This window comes from Paenibacillus sp. B46(2026), from assembly GCF_056786355.1.
On sequence record NZ_CM165907.1, the window covers coordinates 3228186 to 3246596 of the forward strand.

At 43.0% G+C, this 18411-nt stretch carries 16 protein-coding genes; 15 read left to right on the top strand and 1 reads right to left on the bottom strand.

All coding sequences use genetic code 11. The annotated features are described in order from the left end of the window. The first annotated feature begins 146 nt into the window (after positions 1-146). The 13 genes from AC1S8V_RS14635 (at position 147) to AC1S8V_RS14695 (ending at position 14757) form a co-directional block, all read left to right on the top strand. Positions 147-1430: an SGNH/GDSL hydrolase family protein gene (locus AC1S8V_RS14635; protein WP_482074210.1), complete on the top strand. Its 1284-nt coding sequence runs from the start codon at positions 147-149 to the stop codon at positions 1428-1430. A 41-nt stretch (positions 1431-1471) separates the two neighbouring features. Beyond that, entirely contained in the window at positions 1472-2245 is a 774-nt protein-coding gene (locus AC1S8V_RS14640; protein ID WP_482074211.1) for an alpha/beta hydrolase, read from the top strand. A gap of 70 nt (positions 2246-2315) precedes the next feature. Beyond that, positions 2316-2951 (top strand): glycoside hydrolase family 11 protein, encoded by a 636-nt coding sequence (locus AC1S8V_RS14645; RefSeq protein WP_336760206.1) that lies wholly within the window; start codon positions 2316-2318, stop codon positions 2949-2951. A 133-nt stretch (positions 2952-3084) separates the two neighbouring features. Continuing rightward, positions 3085-3924: a formylglycine-generating enzyme family protein gene (locus tag AC1S8V_RS14650; RefSeq protein ID WP_482074212.1), complete on the top strand. Its 840-nt coding sequence runs from the start codon at positions 3085-3087 to the stop codon at positions 3922-3924. A gap of 349 nt (positions 3925-4273) precedes the next feature. After that, the gene (locus tag AC1S8V_RS14655; RefSeq protein ID WP_482074213.1) at positions 4274-5389 is read left to right on the top strand and encodes a response regulator transcription factor; all 1116 of its coding nucleotides are present in this window, start codon (positions 4274-4276) and stop codon (positions 5387-5389) included. A 4-nt stretch (positions 5390-5393) separates the two neighbouring features. Then, positions 5394-7175, top strand: a complete 1782-nt coding sequence (locus AC1S8V_RS14660) for a sensor histidine kinase (RefSeq protein WP_482074214.1) — start codon at positions 5394-5396, stop codon at positions 7173-7175. Between the two features lie 13 nt (positions 7176-7188). Next, positions 7189-8730: a response regulator gene (locus tag AC1S8V_RS14665; RefSeq protein WP_482074215.1), complete on the top strand. Its 1542-nt coding sequence runs from the start codon at positions 7189-7191 to the stop codon at positions 8728-8730. Positions 8731-8869: 139 nt separating this feature from the next. Next, positions 8870-10525, top strand: a complete 1656-nt coding sequence (locus AC1S8V_RS14670) for a type 2 periplasmic-binding domain-containing protein (RefSeq protein WP_482074216.1) — start codon at positions 8870-8872, stop codon at positions 10523-10525. A gap of 112 nt (positions 10526-10637) precedes the next feature. Further along, entirely contained in the window at positions 10638-11603 is a 966-nt protein-coding gene (locus AC1S8V_RS14675; protein WP_482074217.1) for an ABC transporter permease, read from the top strand. A 12-nt stretch (positions 11604-11615) separates the two neighbouring features. Continuing rightward, on the top strand, positions 11616-12518 hold the full coding sequence (locus tag AC1S8V_RS14680) for a carbohydrate ABC transporter permease (RefSeq protein ID WP_017688457.1): 903 nt from the start codon (positions 11616-11618) through the stop codon (positions 12516-12518). Positions 12519-12802: 284 nt separating this feature from the next. Then, the gene (locus tag AC1S8V_RS14685; protein ID WP_036615858.1) at positions 12803-13177 is read left to right on the top strand and encodes a response regulator transcription factor; all 375 of its coding nucleotides are present in this window, start codon (positions 12803-12805) and stop codon (positions 13175-13177) included. Then, entirely contained in the window at positions 13167-13802 is a 636-nt protein-coding gene (locus AC1S8V_RS14690) for a hypothetical protein (protein WP_017688455.1), read from the top strand. Before AC1S8V_RS14685 ends, AC1S8V_RS14690 begins: the two co-directional genes overlap by 11 nt. Then, positions 13795-14757, top strand: coding sequence for a diguanylate cyclase domain-containing protein (locus AC1S8V_RS14695; protein ID WP_482074218.1), 963 nt, complete (start codon positions 13795-13797; stop codon positions 14755-14757). The genes AC1S8V_RS14690 and AC1S8V_RS14695 overlap by 8 nt, the downstream gene beginning before the upstream one ends. Positions 14758-15197: 440 nt before the next feature. Here the strand turns inward: AC1S8V_RS14695 and AC1S8V_RS14700 are convergent, their stop codons facing one another. After that, positions 15198-15542: a winged helix-turn-helix transcriptional regulator gene (locus AC1S8V_RS14700; RefSeq protein ID WP_482074219.1), complete on the bottom strand. Its 345-nt coding sequence runs from the start codon at positions 15540-15542 to the stop codon at positions 15198-15200. Positions 15543-15858: 316 nt separating this feature from the next. On the opposite strand from AC1S8V_RS14700, the gene AC1S8V_RS14705 reads away from it, so the two are divergent. Further along, complete coding sequence (locus AC1S8V_RS14705) at positions 15859-16962, top strand: Gfo/Idh/MocA family protein (RefSeq protein ID WP_482074220.1); 1104 nt, start codon at positions 15859-15861, stop codon at positions 16960-16962. 103 nt (positions 16963-17065) lie between these two features. After that, on the top strand, positions 17066-18403 hold the full coding sequence (locus AC1S8V_RS14710; protein ID WP_482074221.1) for an NtaA/DmoA family FMN-dependent monooxygenase: 1338 nt from the start codon (positions 17066-17068) through the stop codon (positions 18401-18403). Positions 18404-18411 lie beyond the last annotated feature (8 nt).

Consider the following 18411-nt stretch of genomic DNA (forward strand, 5'->3'; position numbering starts at 1 on the left):
CCTATACTTTGTCAGGTTGTTGTAAAATTATGTAAGGGATACACTTTGGGAGAAGGATCACATCTGATCTAATAATACAAGCTGTGATTCTTTAAAAGTTGTTTGAGGATGGTCAGAATCTAACCGGAAGGATGTGATGATGATTTATGCTCCAGGATTCAGGAGATGCAGGTGAAAACACGGAATTCACTGCACCGCGCGATCCAGTTGGAGTGACAGCGTCGGCAGTCAAGCCCGCAATTGATTTTGAGTCACATGGATATCGCGACATGATTGGCCGATCTCTTCTGAACAAAGGGAATAATGTCAGATTAAAACGAGCCATTGAGAAGGCAAAAAACGGCGAACCTGTCGTTATCGCTTATATTGGAGGCTCCATTACCCATGGTGCTGGTGCAGTACCTATTCATCTCCATAGTTACGCTTATCGGTCGTATGAGTCGTTCAAGTTTATGTTTGCGCTTTCAAAAAATAGTCCCATTCATCTGATTAAAGCAGGTGTGGGTGGAACTCCTTCAGAACTGGGGATTGTACGTTATGATCGTGATGTGCTGAGGGGAGGTGCCGTTCAGCCGGATATTGTCATAATCGAATTCGCAGTCAATGACGCAGATGATGAAACCCAAGGTAAATGTTACGAGAGTCTGGTACTCAAAGCACTTACTGCCGATAACAAGCCAGCGGTCATCTTGTTATTCAGTGTATTCGAAAATGACTGGAATCTACAGGATCGTCTCGCTCCGGTAGGCTGGCATTATGATCTGCCAATGGTAAGTGTGAAAGATGCTGTCGTAGATCAGTTCAACAAGACAAAAGGTGAAGGCAACGTTATTTCCAAAAAGCAATTTTTCCATGATATATATCATCCAACTAACATAGGGCATCGAATTATGGCCGATTGTTTGGAATATTTGTTCGACGTGACGAATCGTTCTGAGTGGGATGAGAAAGATCATGATATTGAAAAAGCTCCGCTAATTGGAAATGAATTTGTTAATGTGAAGCTGTTGGATCGGAAAAACGGCAATAATATTGCCCGAATCGATGCTGGATCTTTTTGTAAAACGGACACGGATCTACAGATGGCTGAGATGGATGCTCATGACTATGGTACACCTCAGTTCCCCAACAACTGGATGCGTACAGGAGAGGGAAAAGAGGCGCAAAGCAGCTTTAGGATAAGTTTGCAGTGCAAACGCCTCATTCTGGTCTTCAAGGATTCTGGTAACGACGAATTCGGAACCGCACATATCAAGGTAGATGGGGTATTCGTCCAAAAAGTTGATCCGCGTCAAGTGAACTGGACCCATTGCCATGCCACACTTCTGCTTAACGAAGAGCATGTGGGGGAGCACTCCATCGAGATCGAAATGGCGGAAGGTCATGAACATAAATGCTTCACCATTCTGGGTTTTGGCTATGTGGATTAACTGAAGACTGATAGTCACTCATATGTTCGGAGGAAAAGAGAATGGAATTGATCTCATCAGCAGTAACGGGATATGACCAGTATCGGGAGAATATACCACGTGGAGTCATGGAGACGGTAGAGTATCCTTCCACCACGGTTGGCAATTCCCGTAAAGCGATGGTGTACACCCCACCAGAATTTTCTTCGACAACGATGTATCCTGTACTTTTTCTTTTGCATGGTATTGGTGGAGACGAAACCGAATGGCATACTCATGGTTCTCCACAAATTATTCTCGATAATCTGTACAACGATAACTTGCTTGAGCCGATGGTTATTGTTTTCCCCAACGGTCGCGCAATGACGAATGACCGAGCCGAAGGAGACCTGTTTGAACCTGAGAAAATCCAAGCATTTAAACGGTTTGAATCCGATCTGCTCAACGATTTGATACCTTACATGGAGTCGAACTACCCTTTGCATAAAAGCCGGGATAAAAGGGCGATTGCTGGTTTATCCATGGGTGGAGGTCAATCCTTAAATATCGGATTAAGTAATCTAGACCATTTTGCATGGATCGGTGCTTTCTCCGCAGCTCCAAACACCAGAAGTCCGGAGCTACTTGTCCCTGATCTTTCGAAAGCGCCTTCATTGCTCTCGCTGTTATGGATCTCTTGCGGTGAACAGGACAATCTTATTGAGATTAGTCTTGGGGTTCACCAATATTTGACGCAACACGGAGTACCTCACATTTGGCATGAGGAAAGTGGAGGACATGATTGGCCCGTGTGGAAGAACGATCTGTATCTGTTCTCGCAACGTCTTTTCAAGTGAATTTGCTGAAAACATTCATATCGGATTGTAGCATCAACCAAATCTATTAAAATATCAGGAGGTATAATCTATGTTTAAATTTAGCAAAAAATTGTTAACCGTTGTTCTTGCAGCTTCCATGAGTTTTGGTGTCTTCGCAGCCACATCGAGCGCAGCAACAGATTATTGGCAAAATTGGACAGATGGCGGAGGAACGGTCAACGCCGTGAATGGATCGGGCGGGAATTACAGCGTGAATTGGCAAAATACCGGGAACTTTGTTGTCGGGAAAGGGTGGACATACGGTACGCCTAATCGAGTGGTCAATTATAATGCCGGCGTATTCTCTCCTTCAGGTAACGGCTATCTCACCTTCTATGGTTGGACTAGAAACGCTCTAATTGAATATTACGTGGTGGATAGCTGGGGAACGTATCGTCCTACCGGAACGTATAAGGGCTCGATGACTAGTGATGGCGGCACATATGACATCTATACAACGATGAGATACAATGCACCTTCCATTGATGGTACTCAGACTTTCCCTCAGTATTGGAGTGTTAGACAGTCCAAGAAACCAATCGGAGTCAATTCTACCATCACGTTCAGTAATCATGTGAATGCATGGGCGAGCAAAGGGATGTACTTAGGCAACAGCTGGTCCTATCAGGTGATGGCAACGGAAGGTTATCAAAGCAGCGGAAGCGCAAACGTGACGGTTTGGTAAAAATGATGTGATGCAGTTCAACTTCTGCACCTGCATTTGAATTCAATTTTCTGGTAGCGTTGAGTAACGTTATTCTCCAGACTAACGGACCTCGACGTTGCCGGATTTATGCTTAGTAAAGGAGAATAAGTGAATGAGGAAGCTGGTATGGTTAACTTTAATCGCTATAGTTGTTAGTCTAAGTGCTTGTTCAGCAAGTAATACCAAATTAAACGATGACTTGGTATTAGTCGAAGGGGGAGCCTTCAAGAGCAGTAAGCCGAGTCAGATTGATAGGAATGAAACGCTGGATTCCTTCTATATTGGCAAATACGAAGTAACTCAAAAAGAATGGATGGAGGTTATGGGGGAAAACCCTTCTGGCTTCAAGGGAGATGACCTGCCTGTTGAAATGGTCAGCTGGTATGACGCAGTGGAATACTGTAATCAAAAAAGTATAAAAGAAAACCTGAAACCTTATTACAATATAGACAAAGACAACCAGGACACGAATAATCACAATGAAAACGACAATATAAAATGGACTGTAACGATCAACGAGGACGCCAACGGTTACCGTTTACCCACAGAGGCAGAATGGGAATACGCTGCAAGTGGAGGTCAAAAGAGCTTAAATTACACATACAGCGGAAGTAACAATCCTGATGAAGTTGCTTGGTACTGGGTAAATGCCGGCAAGAACATTCTGACGGGTGACTGGAGCTGGCCCGCTATTGAGAGCAACCGTAATCAAACCAAAAAAGTCGGAACTCAGAAGGCGAATGAGTTAGGAATCTATGATATGTCTGGGAATGTGAGAGAATGGTGCTGGGACTGGTACAGTGATTCGGAAAGTCCCAATCAATCCTGGCGAGTTGTGAAAGGCGGAGGCTGGATTGGCGGTGTCAATAACAATGAAATATCATTTCGAGGCAAATTTGATGCAAATGGTTTTGGTCCTGATCAAGGATTCCGTATTGTGCGTAGAGAATGAAAAATCTTTTTCCTGACAATAGATTACTTCTGAGCTAAACCTATACTTTATCGGGTGAAAACCTATAGTTTAACAGGTTGTTGTACCAAAATGTAAGCGTTACACTTGAATTGTTATCCCGGCGCTTCGCTACAATCGGAGCGTTCTTATAGTACGGTCTGATGGAACTATTTTCTATGTTATTGATTAATGACGATGAGATTGGTAGAAATTTTGTTCTCCAAGTTGTGCAAGCAGACAACAATCCTGCTGTTGTTCTGCTGTTTAGCGTTTTCAGAACAACTGGAATTTACCTATAGATATAGATGAAATACATGCAGCTGATCAAGGATAAAAGAGAGGTGAGCTAATGTACAAGGTCATTGTCGCGGATGATGAGCCGTTTATGCTAGAAGGATGGAGAACAATGATTGACTGGCGAGCTTGTGGGTATGAACTCTGCGGAACGGCAACGGATGGGGAGGAAGCACTTGCTTTATTCAACTCGGTTGAACCGGATCTTGTCGTCACTGATATTCAAATGCCTGTTATGGATGGTCTTGGTTTGATTCACACCTTGCGAGAAGATCTCTCCTATACCTCTAAAATTGTTATCGTTACAGGATACTCGGATTTTAATTACGCGAAGCAAGCCATACGGTATCAGGTCGATCAGTATGTGCTTAAACCTCTTGTTCCCGAGGAAATTCATCAAATCCTTATGGAAATGATTGAACCTCTGGACAAACGCAGAAATGAGCAAAAACAACAAAATGGAGTCATGGTTACAGATGAAGCTTATGAAAATCATCTTAATGAATATCGAATAAGCGAAGAATATGATTTAGAGCAAATGATGAACATCTCCAAAGAGATCTTGGCGTTGATTGAAGCAGAAAACACGTATTCCATCGATATTGCAGTGAGTGCACTGTTAGAGAAAAGTGAAAAAGCAGAGGTTTCGTTGGAATGGATACATCATGTCATCCGATATATCCATGGGGAGTTGCTACGAAAATATGGAAAAAGAGAGGGTTGTAGAGAAATACTATGTGAAAAAGAATGGCATGAGGCTGCGAGTTGGTCTTCCGGCACATTGCAAGACCTGTGTGTTCGACTGTCCAAGCAACTTTCCCAGTCTGAATTGAAGCAAAAAACGGGTACGGGAGGGCTGGTTGCAGAAGCAGTGAATGAATTGAAGCAAAACTATCGAAGTAAAATTAAATTACAAGATGTAGCTAATCGTATTCACGTGAATTCTGCCTACCTGGGTCAACAGTTCAAACGGGAGATGGGGGTCAGTTTCAGTGACTATGTGCACCAGCTTCGTGTTGAGGAGGCCCGTAAACTCCTGCGACGTACCAATATGAAGATCACTGACATTGCATTCAGGCTAGGATATCATGATGCTGAATATTTCACCCAAAAGTTCAGAGCGCATACAGGGGAGCTTCCGTCAGTCTATAAAAACAAAAACCAAGGGTGATTATATGCGTCATAAATTCTGGATGTTCCGTAAGGTTAATGATATTCCTCTCCGATCCAAATTTCTGCTTATTTATGTACTTAGTATTCTCCTTCCTGTAATAACGATTAATATCTTCTTTTATCAACGAACCTCTGCGGATATCAAGATTAGAGAACAGGAAAATCTGCGTAAATCCATCGACAGGGCTGCGGGGGAACTGCTAGGCATGATTGATGAGAGCGTTGCCTTGAGCCGAATTATTGCAGCAGACGATTCGCTCTATGAGGCACTGGATCGGACCTATCACTCCCCCGTCGATTATTACAACGTGTACCATGCATTCCTGCGAGATAAATTAACACGGTATATGTCAGCGAATATTCTGGAGGTGCGTATCTACACGGATAACGATACCATTCAGACGGGCAGTCATTATATCGTGATGAAAGACAAGAATGTACTTCCTGGATTGAAACAGCTGAAATCCACCAGTGGAGGCATTCTTGTCGTTGATTATATTGAGCCATCCGGATTTAACGCGGGAAGAAGAATCAGTGTGATTGGAAAAATGGATACCTATACATCCTATGCCAATTACAACAAGTATTCCAAGATTGATCTGGAACTTAGCCGGGTGTATAGCATCTTAAATCGTGAATCAGACAGTCTTCAGCTGCGATTGGTGGACAGCAACAATCGAACTGTCGTTTCAAGTGGGGAGTTTAGCGAAACCGACTTATCCCCCCCTGATAATGAATCAATGCTCAAGGAATCTGGCAATTCTGCTTACACGCTCGAAAAATCGTTGGGGAATCTAGCCTACCTAAAGGGTTGGAAATTGATTGGAGTTGCCGATACGCGCCACCTTGACCACCTTTTGCAAGAAGCCTTTAAATCAATTCTGGGGTTGCTCGCATTAAGTATCGTGGTCCCCTCTGTATTGATCTACATTATTTTGCGTTCCTACCACTATCGGATTCGCAAGCTATCCAGACATATGGAGAAGGTTCGTAACGAACGATTTGATCTGATTGAAATTCACGAAGGCCGCGACGAAATTGGCGGGCTTATTCGTACATTTAATATCATGATTGGTAAAATTCATACGCTGATTAATGACGTATATAAACTGGAAATCCGTCAAAAAGATTTGGAGCTGGATCAAGTGAGGACTGAATTGTCTATGCTCCAGAGCCAGATGAATCCACATTTCTTATTTAACACATTAAATGCCTTGCTGGTCGTTAGTACGAAGAATGGGTATACGGAAGTAATTGAAATTATTAAAAGCCTGTCCAAGCTGATGAGACAGTTGCTCAGTCATTCTGACAATCTGATTCCTTTGCAAGAAGAGCTGGAATTTACGAATCTTTATCTCCAGATTGAGAAGTTTCGCTTTGGAGAGCTGTTTGATTACACCTTCGAGGTTGATCCTGATGCAGCTTCGTTGCTCATTCCCCGAATGAGTATTCAACCGCTCGTCGAAAATGCCTGCAAACACGGCTTGCAGGCGCGAAAAAATGGAAGACAGATCAAGATAACGGCGAGACGAAACGCTTCTGAACTGGTTATTCAGGTGATTGATAATGGAATCGGTATGGATGCAGGGAGACTAACCAAGCTTCTGCGAGATATTCGTTCTGAAAGACCCAGGAACGGCGAGCATGTAGGACTCCGCAATGTCTACCGCAGGTTGGAACTCTTTTATGAAGGAAATGCGATATTTGATCTAAGCAGTGTACCTGGAAAGGAAACCATTGCAGGGTACCGTATACCAATCTCCAAGCTGGAACAGAGGAAATAGGAGGTAAACTCTCATGTATAAAGTACTGTTAGTCGATGATGAACCGTATGCCATTGAAGGGTTACAGCTTCTGATCAATTGGGAAAAGTATGGTTTTGAAATCAGAGGCGTGTGCGCCAACGGTGAGGAAGCCATTCGGATGATGGAACAAGATCAACCTGATCTCGTGGTGACAGACATTCGTATGCCTGTGATGAATGGGCTGGAACTTGTAGAAGAAGCACGACGATTGGAACATGAGTCTGTGCTGTTTGTCATCACGAGTGGATACAGTGACTTTAATTATGCCAGACAAGCTATTCGATTAGGTGTCTCCAACTATTTAACCAAACCGGTTGACAGTACAGAAGCAGAGGAAATGTTGGTCCGTCTCCGTATGCAATTGCAGGAGCGTGAAAACCAGGAGCGTATTCGGGAACATGCAAACGAGCAAAGGATCAAAGCGTTTTTGTCTGCACTGATTAAGGATAAGCAGAATATATCGGAGCAAGAGATGTCAGAGATCCTTCCTTATTTAAACAAGTCCCATTGGGCATACCTGCGGATAGCCTTTCAGGGAGATATTCAGGAAGTCTGTTCAGTAGTCGAACAAACGGCTGAAGAAACAACTTGCTGTTATGTGATTGACAGAACAAGAGACTCATTGGGACTTGTATGGGGGAAGGAAGCGAATGATAGAAATGGGACATTTGAAGCAATTAAAGTTTTTACCCAGCGTTTGATGAACAACATGCAACATAACGGCTGCGAAGATATTCATATCGCGGTTGGATTAACGATCAACAAACTGGAGCATTTATCTGAATCCTTCCGCTCCGCTCAGGAAGTTGGGCGTTATTTGTTTTTTAATCAAGAACGTCTTTTGTTTGCCGAAGATATTCAGCTGGAGAATTGGCAGTTTGATCCGGAAACGCTATCAGAAGTGGACCATATTTGCGATTTGCTTGAAAACGGTTCTGTAGAGGAACTCTCGTCTGCGATTCGGAGTGCTTTTGAACTGTTTCTACAGATGAAGGCTGCGCCAGAGATTGTACATATTTTCTCTACCCACATTATATTCCGCGGACTGTCCCTGTGTAGAGAATTAGGAGGAGAACCTAATGCTCTAATGAACGAATTGGCGAGCGGAATTCTGGAGAAGGGCCATCGAAATATAGAAGAGGTTGCTAACAATCTGGAACATTTCTGTTTGCAATGCAAGTCAGAACTGGCTATTTTCCGGGAGAGGCAAATGGGTGGCATTCAGGCGACGGTTGCTGAATATGTGCAGATGCATTACAGGGAGACATTTACAATCCAGGAGCTCGCAGAACGATTCTACGTGAATCCTGTCCATTTAGGGCAATCCTTTTTGCGAAAGTACGGCAAGGGTGTAATTGAGGTAGTACATGATCTAAGAATGGAAGAAGCGAAGCGTCTGCTCCAGCAGACGAATCAAACATCAAGTGCGATTGCAGAGCAGGTAGGGTACCGCAGTTACCAGCATTTTCTCAGACACTTCGAAAAACGAACAGCCATGAAACCTGTAGAATACAGGCAAAAGTATGCGAATTGATCCATGAAAAAGAAGAACCCCTCCTGAATAAGACCTGCAATTACAGGGGGGTGGACCTTAAATATATATATTTTGTAACCGCATACATTTCTTCATACTAAAAACAGTAAGACATACCACTTCCAAGGAGGGCAAGTACATGGGGGGACTTAAGAAAAAGAAGCTTTGGGGTTCCGTATCACTCGTTCTGGCTTTGAGTTTGGCACTGGCAGGATGCAGCGGTGACAATGAGAAAGCAACTACAAAGGATGGGAAAGAGGTACTGAACATCACGGCCTTTATCGGAACGCCAAATCAGGCGCCAGCTAAAGATAACCGAATCTACAAGAAGATCCAGGATGAACTCGGCGTTAATCTTGAGATGGAGTTTCTTGTGGGTGATCTTCAACAGAAGCTCGGCGTTATGATTGCCGGTGGCGATTTCCCTGACTTGATCACAGCAGATACCAAATTGGTATCAGCCGGTGCGGTTATTCCGCTCGAAGATCTCATTGAAGAGCATGCACCTAATCTGAAGAAACATTTCGGTAAAGACTGGAACCGGATGAAAGACTCCAGTGATGGACATATTTACTGGTTGCCTAACTATGGAGTGTATACAGGGGAGTTCATTAGTAACTATTATTCTGGTCCTGCATTCTGGATTCAAAAGTCCATACTGAAGGATGCCGGGTACCCGACTCCTAAAACGTTGGATGATTTCACAAAGTTGATCCGTGATTATGCAGCCAAGAATCCAACGATTGATGGTCAACCGACGATTGGTTTCACTACATTGGCTTCAGACTGGCGGACGTTCCCTTTGCTTAACCCACCTGAACATCTTACGGGTCACCCCAACGACGGGGGCGTAGTCGTAGATGATAGTGGAGTCGCAACCGTTTTTGCCGACAAAGATATCTCCAAACGGTATTATAAAGAACTAAACAATCTGTATAATGAAGGATTGCTGGATAAAGAAGCCTTTGTTCAGAACTACGATCAATATCTGGCCAAAATTTCTTCGGGACGTGTGCTTAGTATGTTCGACCAGCACTGGAATTTCCAAGCCGGCGAAGACCCACTCGTAGCACAGGGGAAAATTGGCCAGACATACGTAGGCTTCCCGCTTGTCTATGATACAAGTATCACAGATCATTATCTGGATCGTCCGGTCATTAACTTGAACAATGGTTTTGGTATCAGTAAAGATGCCGAAGACCCTGTTGCACTCATCAAATTCCTCGATAAGCTTATGGACGAGAAGTACCAGAAGCTCTTGTCATGGGGTGAAGAGGGTGTAGACTATCAGGTGAATGAAGAGGGAAGATTCTATCGTACACCAGAGCAACGGACAGAGCAGGATGATCCGGCATGGAGATTGGTCAACAAAGCTGAAGGTTTCTACGCTGCTGCACCAAAGCTCGAAGGAACATTTGAAGATGGCAATGCAATTGGAGCGATCAACCAACCTGAGGAATTCTATGACAACCTCAAACCGGAAGATAAAGAACTTCTGGATGCATATGGCTTCAAAACGTGGAGTGACTTCTTCTCTCCTGCACCAGAAAATCCAGTGTACTATCCAGCATGGCAGGTCGATCTGAAAGAAGGCTCTGATGCTGCGGTAGCGAACAAACAAATGACAGACACTTCATTGAAATTCTTGCCTAAAGCAATCATGTCAAAACCGGATGAGTTCGATAACATTTGGACTGAATATGTAGACGCTTACAAGAAAATCGATGTCAAATCCTATGAAGACCGGATTAATGAACAACTGAAATGGAGAATCGAGAACTGGTCTGTTAAATAAAAAAATGCGGCAATGATTCTCTCGGAAGGTATCAACCAAAGGATTACTCAGGCGAGTGCCTTCCGAGGACATCATGCTTAAAGTCGCTGCAAGCCAATAGGAGGAGTGAAAGATGGCGAACACGCCTGGAGCCATACCAGAGCAAACCACCCGTACAGTCGTTCCCAAAACACCACTGTTAAAACGATTGCGCGGACAAAGACAACTCATGTTCATGTCATTGCCCATCGTTGCGTACATTCTCGTATTCTCGTATTACCCCATTTGGGGCTGGGTTATGGCCTTTCAGAATTACAGTCCTGCCAAGAGTTTCTCCCAGCAGGAATGGGTCGGGCTCAAACACTTTAAGTTTTTGCTAACAGACGATGCATTTCTTAACGTGCTTCGTAATACCATTGCGATGAGTGTAATCAATATGGTGCTCGGATTTGCGACAGCAATTATATTTGCCATTTTACTTAATGAGATCAAACATAAGTTATATAAACGAACGATTCAAACAATATCGTATTTACCTCACTTTCTCTCATGGATTATTGTGACAGGTATCGTAGCAAGTTCACTATCTGTAGATGGTGGGATTGTGAATGTGGTACTCATGAAGCTGCATATCATTCAAGAACCTATCATGTGGCTTAGCGTTCCGGAATACTTCTGGGGCATTGTAGGCGCATCCCATGTATGGAAAGAAGTTGGCTGGAATGCCATTATTTATTTGGCGGCCATCACGTCTATCGATCCTTCCCTCTATGAAGCGGCAGAGATTGATGGTGCGAACCGATATAAGAAAATGCTGTATGTGACCTTACCCGGAATCAAATCCATTGTTATCATTTTGCTGATCATGAATATGGGCTGGATTTTGGAAGCTGGATTCGAGGTTCAGTATCTGTTAGGTAATGGTGTGGTTGTCGACTGGTCACAGACGATAGATATATTTGTCCTGAAATACGGACTACAGATCGGGAATTATTCTTTGGCTACTGCGGCAGGTATCTTCAAAACAGTAGTTAGTATCACGCTGATCTTTGCGGCGAATTCAATTTCCAAACGGCTCGGGGAAGACCGATTAATATAAGGGGGACTAGAGATGGGAATCAATAAATCTCGGCTTGAACCGATTGTCTTCCATACGTTAAATGGTATACTGATGATCGCAATCGCGATTGTTACCCTGTATCCGTTTGTGAATACACTCGCCGTATCATTCAATGCCGGTAATGACACCATCCGGGGTGGGATTTATCTGTGGCCTCGCGTATGGACAGATCAGAACTACAGAGCAGTATTTGCAGGAGGGACCATCTTCAGCGCCTTTGGTATATCTGTGGCGAGAACGGTTTTGGGGACAGTTTTAAGTCTATTCTTAACCTCCATGCTGGCTTACACACTAAGTCGAAAAGATTATATATTACGAAAGCCCATTACCATTACCGTTGTTCTTACGATGTATTTTAGTGCAGGTCTTATTCCAACTTACTTCCTAATGAAAGATTTGCATTTGTTAAACAACTTCCTGGTGTACATTATTCCTGGGCTGATCAGTGCCTTTAATATGATTGTTATTCGAACCTATATCCAGACACTACCTGAGGGATTGATCGAATCCGCCAAAATTGATGGTGCTGGAGATTTCAGAACATTCATATCCATTATTCTACCGCTGTGCCAACCGGTTCTGGCTACTGTTGCCCTGTTCATTGCAGTCGGTCAATGGAATTCTTGGTTTGATACGTTTCTGTATGCATCTTCCAAACAAAACCTAAGCACGCTGCAATATGAGTTGATGAAACTATTATCATCTTCTATGAATTCCAATAGCAGTGCAGCCGTTGCCAATGGTGCAGATCTTGGTGCTGCGCGTAACATGGTCACACCTGTATCTATTCGGGCAGCGATTACGATTGTTGCCGCATTACCCATCTTAGTCGTATATCCATTTTTGCAGAAGTATTTCGTTCATGGCTTGCAGCTTGGTGGGGTAAAAGAGTAAACTTAGATGCAGTTGCAGATAACCGATCAAAAACGGTCACTATGGTGACCGTTTTTTTCATGTTTTACAGACGCACGCTATATCATGTCAATTGTAAACGAATCTAATCTATTCAATAATGTTGTTGACAATTAAATCAAAGTTACTATAATTTATATTTACTTGATTCACCTGTCAGTCTCTTTTCAGGGTGCCACTGCGCGCGAAAGCCCTTTATCAAGAACTGTCCACAGCGCCTGACCATCCCGAGCTCTTACCATTTTATCGAGGAGACTGAAGAGAAAATGAAAGTATTAATCGTAGAAGACTCCATTTTCGTACAGAAATTGCTCACAAAGCTGATTGTTGATCATATACCCGAATGCGAGATTCAGATTGCTAACAATGGAGAGCAAGGATACAACCTATTCAAGGAGTTTCAACCTGATTTTATAACCACCGACCTGCTGATGCCTGGTTTGAACGGACAAGAAATGCTTCGAATGATTCGAGAAACGGATAGCAATGTCAAAATTATTATCTTATCTGCAGATATTCAGAAGACAACTAGGGATGAAGTTGAAATGCTAGGCATTTCTGGTTTTTTGAATAAACCGTTAACCGCAGAGAAGGCAACTACCATGATTCAACTGATTCAGGCGGCCTATCATGCTGAATGATTTACAGAAGGATTTGCTTACTGAACTAGTGAACGTTTACGTGGGACAAGCGGCTAACATGTTGTCAGAGATTGTAGACAAGCGTATCGTTTTGAATATTCCGGAAGTGGAACTAATCTCCATATCCGATGTTGATCCTGGAGATCGAAGATACAACATTTTCTTTAGTGAAGGTCACCTGTTTAGGTCATCCTTACAGTTTGGATACGAATTTCAGGGGAAAGCATTTCTGATGTTTCCTGTTGAGCAGGCTAAAGTATTGGCAAACATTTGTCTTGGAGAACTGGGTGAGAGCGTTATACCGAACGATCCGAACCTGATGGATACGGATTTGGACGTTTTGAAGGAAGTTAGCAATGTCCTGCTTAACGCCATTATTGGAGAATTCGGTAATTTCCTGGAGATCAAACTGGAATACGTCCTGCCTGATATTGAACTGATCTATGTCACCAATTCCGATCAACAAATATTGCTTCAGAATGAAGTCTATGTCCTGGTTTTACATACCTCGTTTTTACTTGCCGATACGGATGTGACAGGTATCATTGTCATAGCATTAAGTATGAACTCCATATCGAGCCTGCTGGCCAAAATGGACGCTTTGTTGGAGGCGGACAATGGATAATCTTATTTCACAAGCTTTGAACAAAGCCCATATGGGAATCATGATCGTGGACAGGCATTTGAAAGTTGTTGTGTGGAATGCCTGGTTGGAGCGCTTTACTGGCAAGAGTGTAGAAGAGGTAGTAGGCTTGAATCTGCTTGAGGTCTGCCCACGGTTTAAATCAAATATGTATCTAAATATTTTGCAAAATGCGCTGTATCATGGACAGAGCAGATTTTGCTCAAGCGCGTTACATAAGGCCTTCATTCTTCCTAATGAAGGAGAGGATGAACAATTATTCAGACAAAATATGCATGTTGAACCGCTCTATCATGAAGATCGTAGTTATGCCCTTATTCAGATTACTGACATGACAAACACCAATACCAGGGTATATAAACTTAAAAATCTGATCAAAGAATTGGAGACGGAGTACGCCAAAATCAAAATCTCCGAGAAAATCAGCAAGCATTTGTCTTTGCATGATCCGCTTACAGGTCTGCCTAATCGTCTTGCTTATAATGACCGTCTTGCCTGGGCCATCAGTAATGCCCAAAGAAACCATAGCAAACTAGCCGTCATGTTTGTGGATGCTGATGGGTTTAAACAAGTGAATGATACATATGGACACCATGTTGGCGATCAAGTGTTGCTGGAAATGGCAAAGCGATTAAGCGAAACAATTCCAAGTGCGGACACTGTAGCTCGGCTTGGCGGGGACGAATTCATCATTTTAAGCCATCTGAAAGATGATCACGATGCTGAAGTCATCGCCAAAAGATTGGAAGCTGCATTCAGTACCCATTTCAAAATTGCCGGAAACTATATCAACCTTTCGATGAGTATTGGTATAAGCCTATTTCCCAAGCATGGACAGGAGCCTTCCGAACTTCTGAGACATGCGGATGGAGCCATGTACAAGATTAAAAAGAATGGCAAGAATGGTTACGGAATGTATGAGCCTGAAAATGTTTAAGAAATCTAAAAATGTCTTTTAATAAAGTTGCTACAATAGCAACTTTATTTGTCTATACAATTAACATAAGAAAAAATACGTTTTCTCCTCATTACTGTACGGAATGCCGATTATCTTAATCATAGTGGGGTATTCCATATTTAAAGGGTACAAGAAGCGCAGGGGTGTGAAGACGGACGATAAGTCGGTGGCTCCTGATGGTCAGCAAGCTAATATTAAACCATAGGATTAATGTTGATACCACAATATTGAGAGGGACCAGAGTAAGGCCCGATTGAGAGCCGCTATATTAGCGGCTTTTTTGGATTTTATTAAATAAGGAGAAGTCGAAAAGAGGCGATAGTCAGAACAGTACTAAAAGCAAGGAGAAAAAAAAGAAGAAAAACATATCATCCCCCCTTTAACAAAGATAAGTATTATGGAAGCCTAGTTTAAGTTGCTTAGCCGTATTCTTTGCCGAAGTCCTCCATCTTTTCAAGGATCGGTAGTAACTTCATTCCCTTGTCTGTTAACGAATACTCAACTCGCGGAGGAACTTCCGGATATACATCACGTTGAATAACACCATCATTCTCTAACTCTTTAAGCTGCTTTGTGAGGGAGCCTTGAGACAGATCTCCAAGAAATTTTTTGATATCCGTATATCGACGTGTTTCGTCTTTTAGGTACCATAAGATAAAATATTTCCAACGCCCAGAAAGGACATTCTGAGTAAAAGCTATGGCGTACATGTCACTTTTTCCATCTATAAAGTCTTTATCAAATCCTTCGTTGCAAACTCTCATTCATATCACTCCTGATCCAAAGGTACAAAAAGATGTACTATGTTCATTTAAATTGCCCTCTTTGCTAACAAAACAAATACACCTATGATGGTGTCAACACCAAAACAATTTTAGTTTACCTAAAATGTGAAAGAATAATAATGTTATCTCGATTGAATAATTAGCAAGCTAAATAAATATATCATAGAAATGAGTGACTGATAAGTGCAGACAGCAAGTAGAAGGAACTTGGGATAGTGTTGATTAGATATATAAGGGCTGGAGACAAACTGATATTCGATCATACTGTAAATTTTAACAAGGGAGATGTTTAACAATGAGTAAAAAAATTCGTACAGGTATCATAGGAGCATCAATTAATAACGGGTGGGCGAGTGGTACACATATTCCAGCTATTGAGCATTTGGATGAGTTCGAGCTTAAAGCGGTTGGGACAAGTAATATGGTGAGTGCAAAGAAAAGCGCAGAAGCTTTCTATGCAGATCACGGCTTTGATAATATGGAGGAGTTGGCTAAGCATCCTGATGTGGATATGGTCGTTGTCAGTATTAACGTCAAGGAACATTATAACGCCGTTAAAGCTGTTGTGCCTGCTGGCAAACCAATCTATTGTGAATGGCCACTAGGTTCTAATACAGATGAAGCCTTGGAAATGCAGGAATGGGTAGCGTCCGCACAACTGCCAAATGCGATTGGATTACAGGCTAGACAAGCCCCGGCCGTTCAATATGTAAAAGATTTATTGACAGAAGGTTATGTGGGTAAAGTGTTATCTGCCAATTTGAAGATCTCCATTGATGGCATGGGTGGCGTTGGTGACAAGTCGAGTGCGTACTTGTTTGACCGGAAAGTTGGAGGGAACTTGCTGACCATTGTAGGGGGCCATAATCTGGATGCCTTCACTTACATGCTTGGGGGCTTTACAGAATTGTCTGCTACCACAGCTCAACAGTTTCCAGAAGTTGAATTGGTAGATATTCAGAAAGTCATCAAGAAAACAACGGATGATCAGATCATGATTACTGGAAAATTGACTAATGGGGCAGCAGCCAGCGTTCATATTCAAGGTGGAGTTAAACATCAGACAGGACTAACACTAGAAATTTTCGGAGACAAAGGAACGATCGTGCTGAATGCACCTGCATCCATTCAATTCGGATCACACCAATTACGCGGTGCAGGATCTACGGACAACGAGCTTCGTGAACTAACCATTCCCGATGCCTATTACTCGGCTCCACATTCTCTATATAACGACTCCGGATTTGTTCTGAACATGGCTCAGGCTTATCGTAAGTTCGCCAAAGATATTCAAGAAGGTACTACCTTAGCACCTACTTTCGCGGATGCGGTGAAACTTCATCAGTTACTGGATGCCGTCGAGAAATCAGCTCAGACCGGTGAACGTCAATATCTATAACCCTCACTGAACAGAACAAAATCTGATCCATCAATATACTTAGTTCGCACTATAGAAAGGGCACACATATCTGTGCCTGTCCAGTACGAAGGAGAAAATCGTTATGAAAAAAAGAAGTGAAATGCAACTGGCTTTACAGATGGTTTCGGGTTATGGAGCCGAATTTAGCGCATGGAGAATGCCTGGCACGGATCCTGCAGCTTACACCAATATGGATAGTTATGTAGAACGGGCTAAATTAGCTGAACAAGGAAAATTTCAAATGATTTTCATCGCTGACACTCCAGTATTATCCAATAATTTAGGCCCACAGACGCCTATGTTCCCTATGGACCCCATGTTGGCACTGATGGCAGTAGCAAGAGAGACACAACACATCGGGCTTGTTGCTACCCTCTCTACAACATTTAATTATCCCTACAACATTGCACGTCAGTTCAAAGCACTGGATGTTATCAGTCATGGACGTGTGGGATGGAATGCGGTTACCACATCCGACCCCCTAGCGGCGGCTAATTTCGGTGCCCGGGTTGAAAATCGCCAAGAACGCTATGACAAGGCACATGAAAGCATACAAATTGTTCAGGCCTTGTGGGGGAGTTGGGAACCAGACGCTTGGACGTTAGATGTAAAAGGAGGAGAATTTGCTGATATGGACAAAATCCAGCCTATAAACCTTCAGGGTCAATATTATGCATCTCGTGGTCCTTTGCCCATTCCCCCCTCTGAGCAAGGGCAGCCAGTTATTTTCCAGGCAGGGGGAGGAGATGAAGGATTAGAATTAGCTGGGAAATATGCTTCGGGAGTCTACGCCAATCCTTATGATATTACGTCTGCCCGTGAACACAGACAAGCCATAAGGCAAAGTGTTGCCCGTTTCGGTCGAAACCCCGATGATATCAAAATGTTTGCAGGTTTTATGTTTTCTCTGGCTTCAACGGAGGAAGAAGCTCTGGATCGTCGGAAACAGCTTATGAGCTTCAATCCCCAGGAAATCCCCAGTAGGGTAAGTTACCTCGGATCCATGGTTGGTTTACCCTTATCGGTAAACTCAGTAGCTATAGATCAACCTTTAGAGGCAGACTTGTTGAAAAACGCATATGCCAACCCCATGGACCCACGTTCTCCGAGAGCCTTAAAGTTATTAAAAGAAGGACTCTCTGTACGGGATGTTCTCGCTCACGGGGTCATCAACTATCATCCGGTCGTTGCAGGCACCCCTACACAGGTTGCTGACTTCTTGGAAGAATGGTTTTTGGCTGAAGCATGTGACGGATTCTCAGTCGTGCCCGATGTATCTTTTGATGGCGTTGCAGATTTTGTAAATCAGGTAGTACCTATCTTGCAGGAACGCGATCTGTTCCATAGAGAATATGAAGGGAAAACACTACGCGAGAATATGGGTGTTCCTTATGAGTATGGAATACGGGAAATGAAATAACTAGATAG

What these genes read in the sequence shown, in the direction of transcription:
- AC1S8V_RS14635 (WP_482074210.1), top strand. Translation starts at nt 147, where the DNA reads ATGCTCCAGGATTCAGGAGATGCAGGTGAAAACACGGAATTCACTGCA.
- AC1S8V_RS14640 (WP_482074211.1), top strand. Translation starts at nt 1,472, where the DNA reads ATGGAATTGATCTCATCAGCAGTAACGGGATATGACCAGTATCGGGAG.
- AC1S8V_RS14645 (WP_336760206.1), top strand. Translation starts at nt 2,316, where the DNA reads ATGTTTAAATTTAGCAAAAAATTGTTAACCGTTGTTCTTGCAGCTTCC.
- AC1S8V_RS14650 (WP_482074212.1), top strand. Translation starts at nt 3,085, where the DNA reads ATGAGGAAGCTGGTATGGTTAACTTTAATCGCTATAGTTGTTAGTCTA.
- AC1S8V_RS14655 (WP_482074213.1), top strand. Translation starts at nt 4,274, where the DNA reads ATGTACAAGGTCATTGTCGCGGATGATGAGCCGTTTATGCTAGAAGGA.
- AC1S8V_RS14660 (WP_482074214.1), top strand. Translation starts at nt 5,394, where the DNA reads ATGCGTCATAAATTCTGGATGTTCCGTAAGGTTAATGATATTCCTCTC.
- AC1S8V_RS14665 (WP_482074215.1), top strand. Translation starts at nt 7,189, where the DNA reads ATGTATAAAGTACTGTTAGTCGATGATGAACCGTATGCCATTGAAGGG.
- AC1S8V_RS14670 (WP_482074216.1), top strand. Translation starts at nt 8,870, where the DNA reads ATGGGGGGACTTAAGAAAAAGAAGCTTTGGGGTTCCGTATCACTCGTT.
- AC1S8V_RS14675 (WP_482074217.1), top strand. Translation starts at nt 10,638, where the DNA reads ATGGCGAACACGCCTGGAGCCATACCAGAGCAAACCACCCGTACAGTC.
- AC1S8V_RS14680 (WP_017688457.1), top strand. Translation starts at nt 11,616, where the DNA reads ATGGGAATCAATAAATCTCGGCTTGAACCGATTGTCTTCCATACGTTA.
- AC1S8V_RS14685 (WP_036615858.1), top strand. Translation starts at nt 12,803, where the DNA reads ATGAAAGTATTAATCGTAGAAGACTCCATTTTCGTACAGAAATTGCTC.
- AC1S8V_RS14690 (WP_017688455.1), top strand. Translation starts at nt 13,167, where the DNA reads ATGCTGAATGATTTACAGAAGGATTTGCTTACTGAACTAGTGAACGTT.
- AC1S8V_RS14695 (WP_482074218.1), top strand. Translation starts at nt 13,795, where the DNA reads ATGGATAATCTTATTTCACAAGCTTTGAACAAAGCCCATATGGGAATC.
- AC1S8V_RS14700 (WP_482074219.1), bottom strand. Translation starts at nt 15,542, where the DNA reads ATGAGAGTTTGCAACGAAGGATTTGATAAAGACTTTATAGATGGAAAA.
- AC1S8V_RS14705 (WP_482074220.1), top strand. Translation starts at nt 15,859, where the DNA reads ATGAGTAAAAAAATTCGTACAGGTATCATAGGAGCATCAATTAATAAC.
- AC1S8V_RS14710 (WP_482074221.1), top strand. Translation starts at nt 17,066, where the DNA reads ATGAAAAAAAGAAGTGAAATGCAACTGGCTTTACAGATGGTTTCGGGT.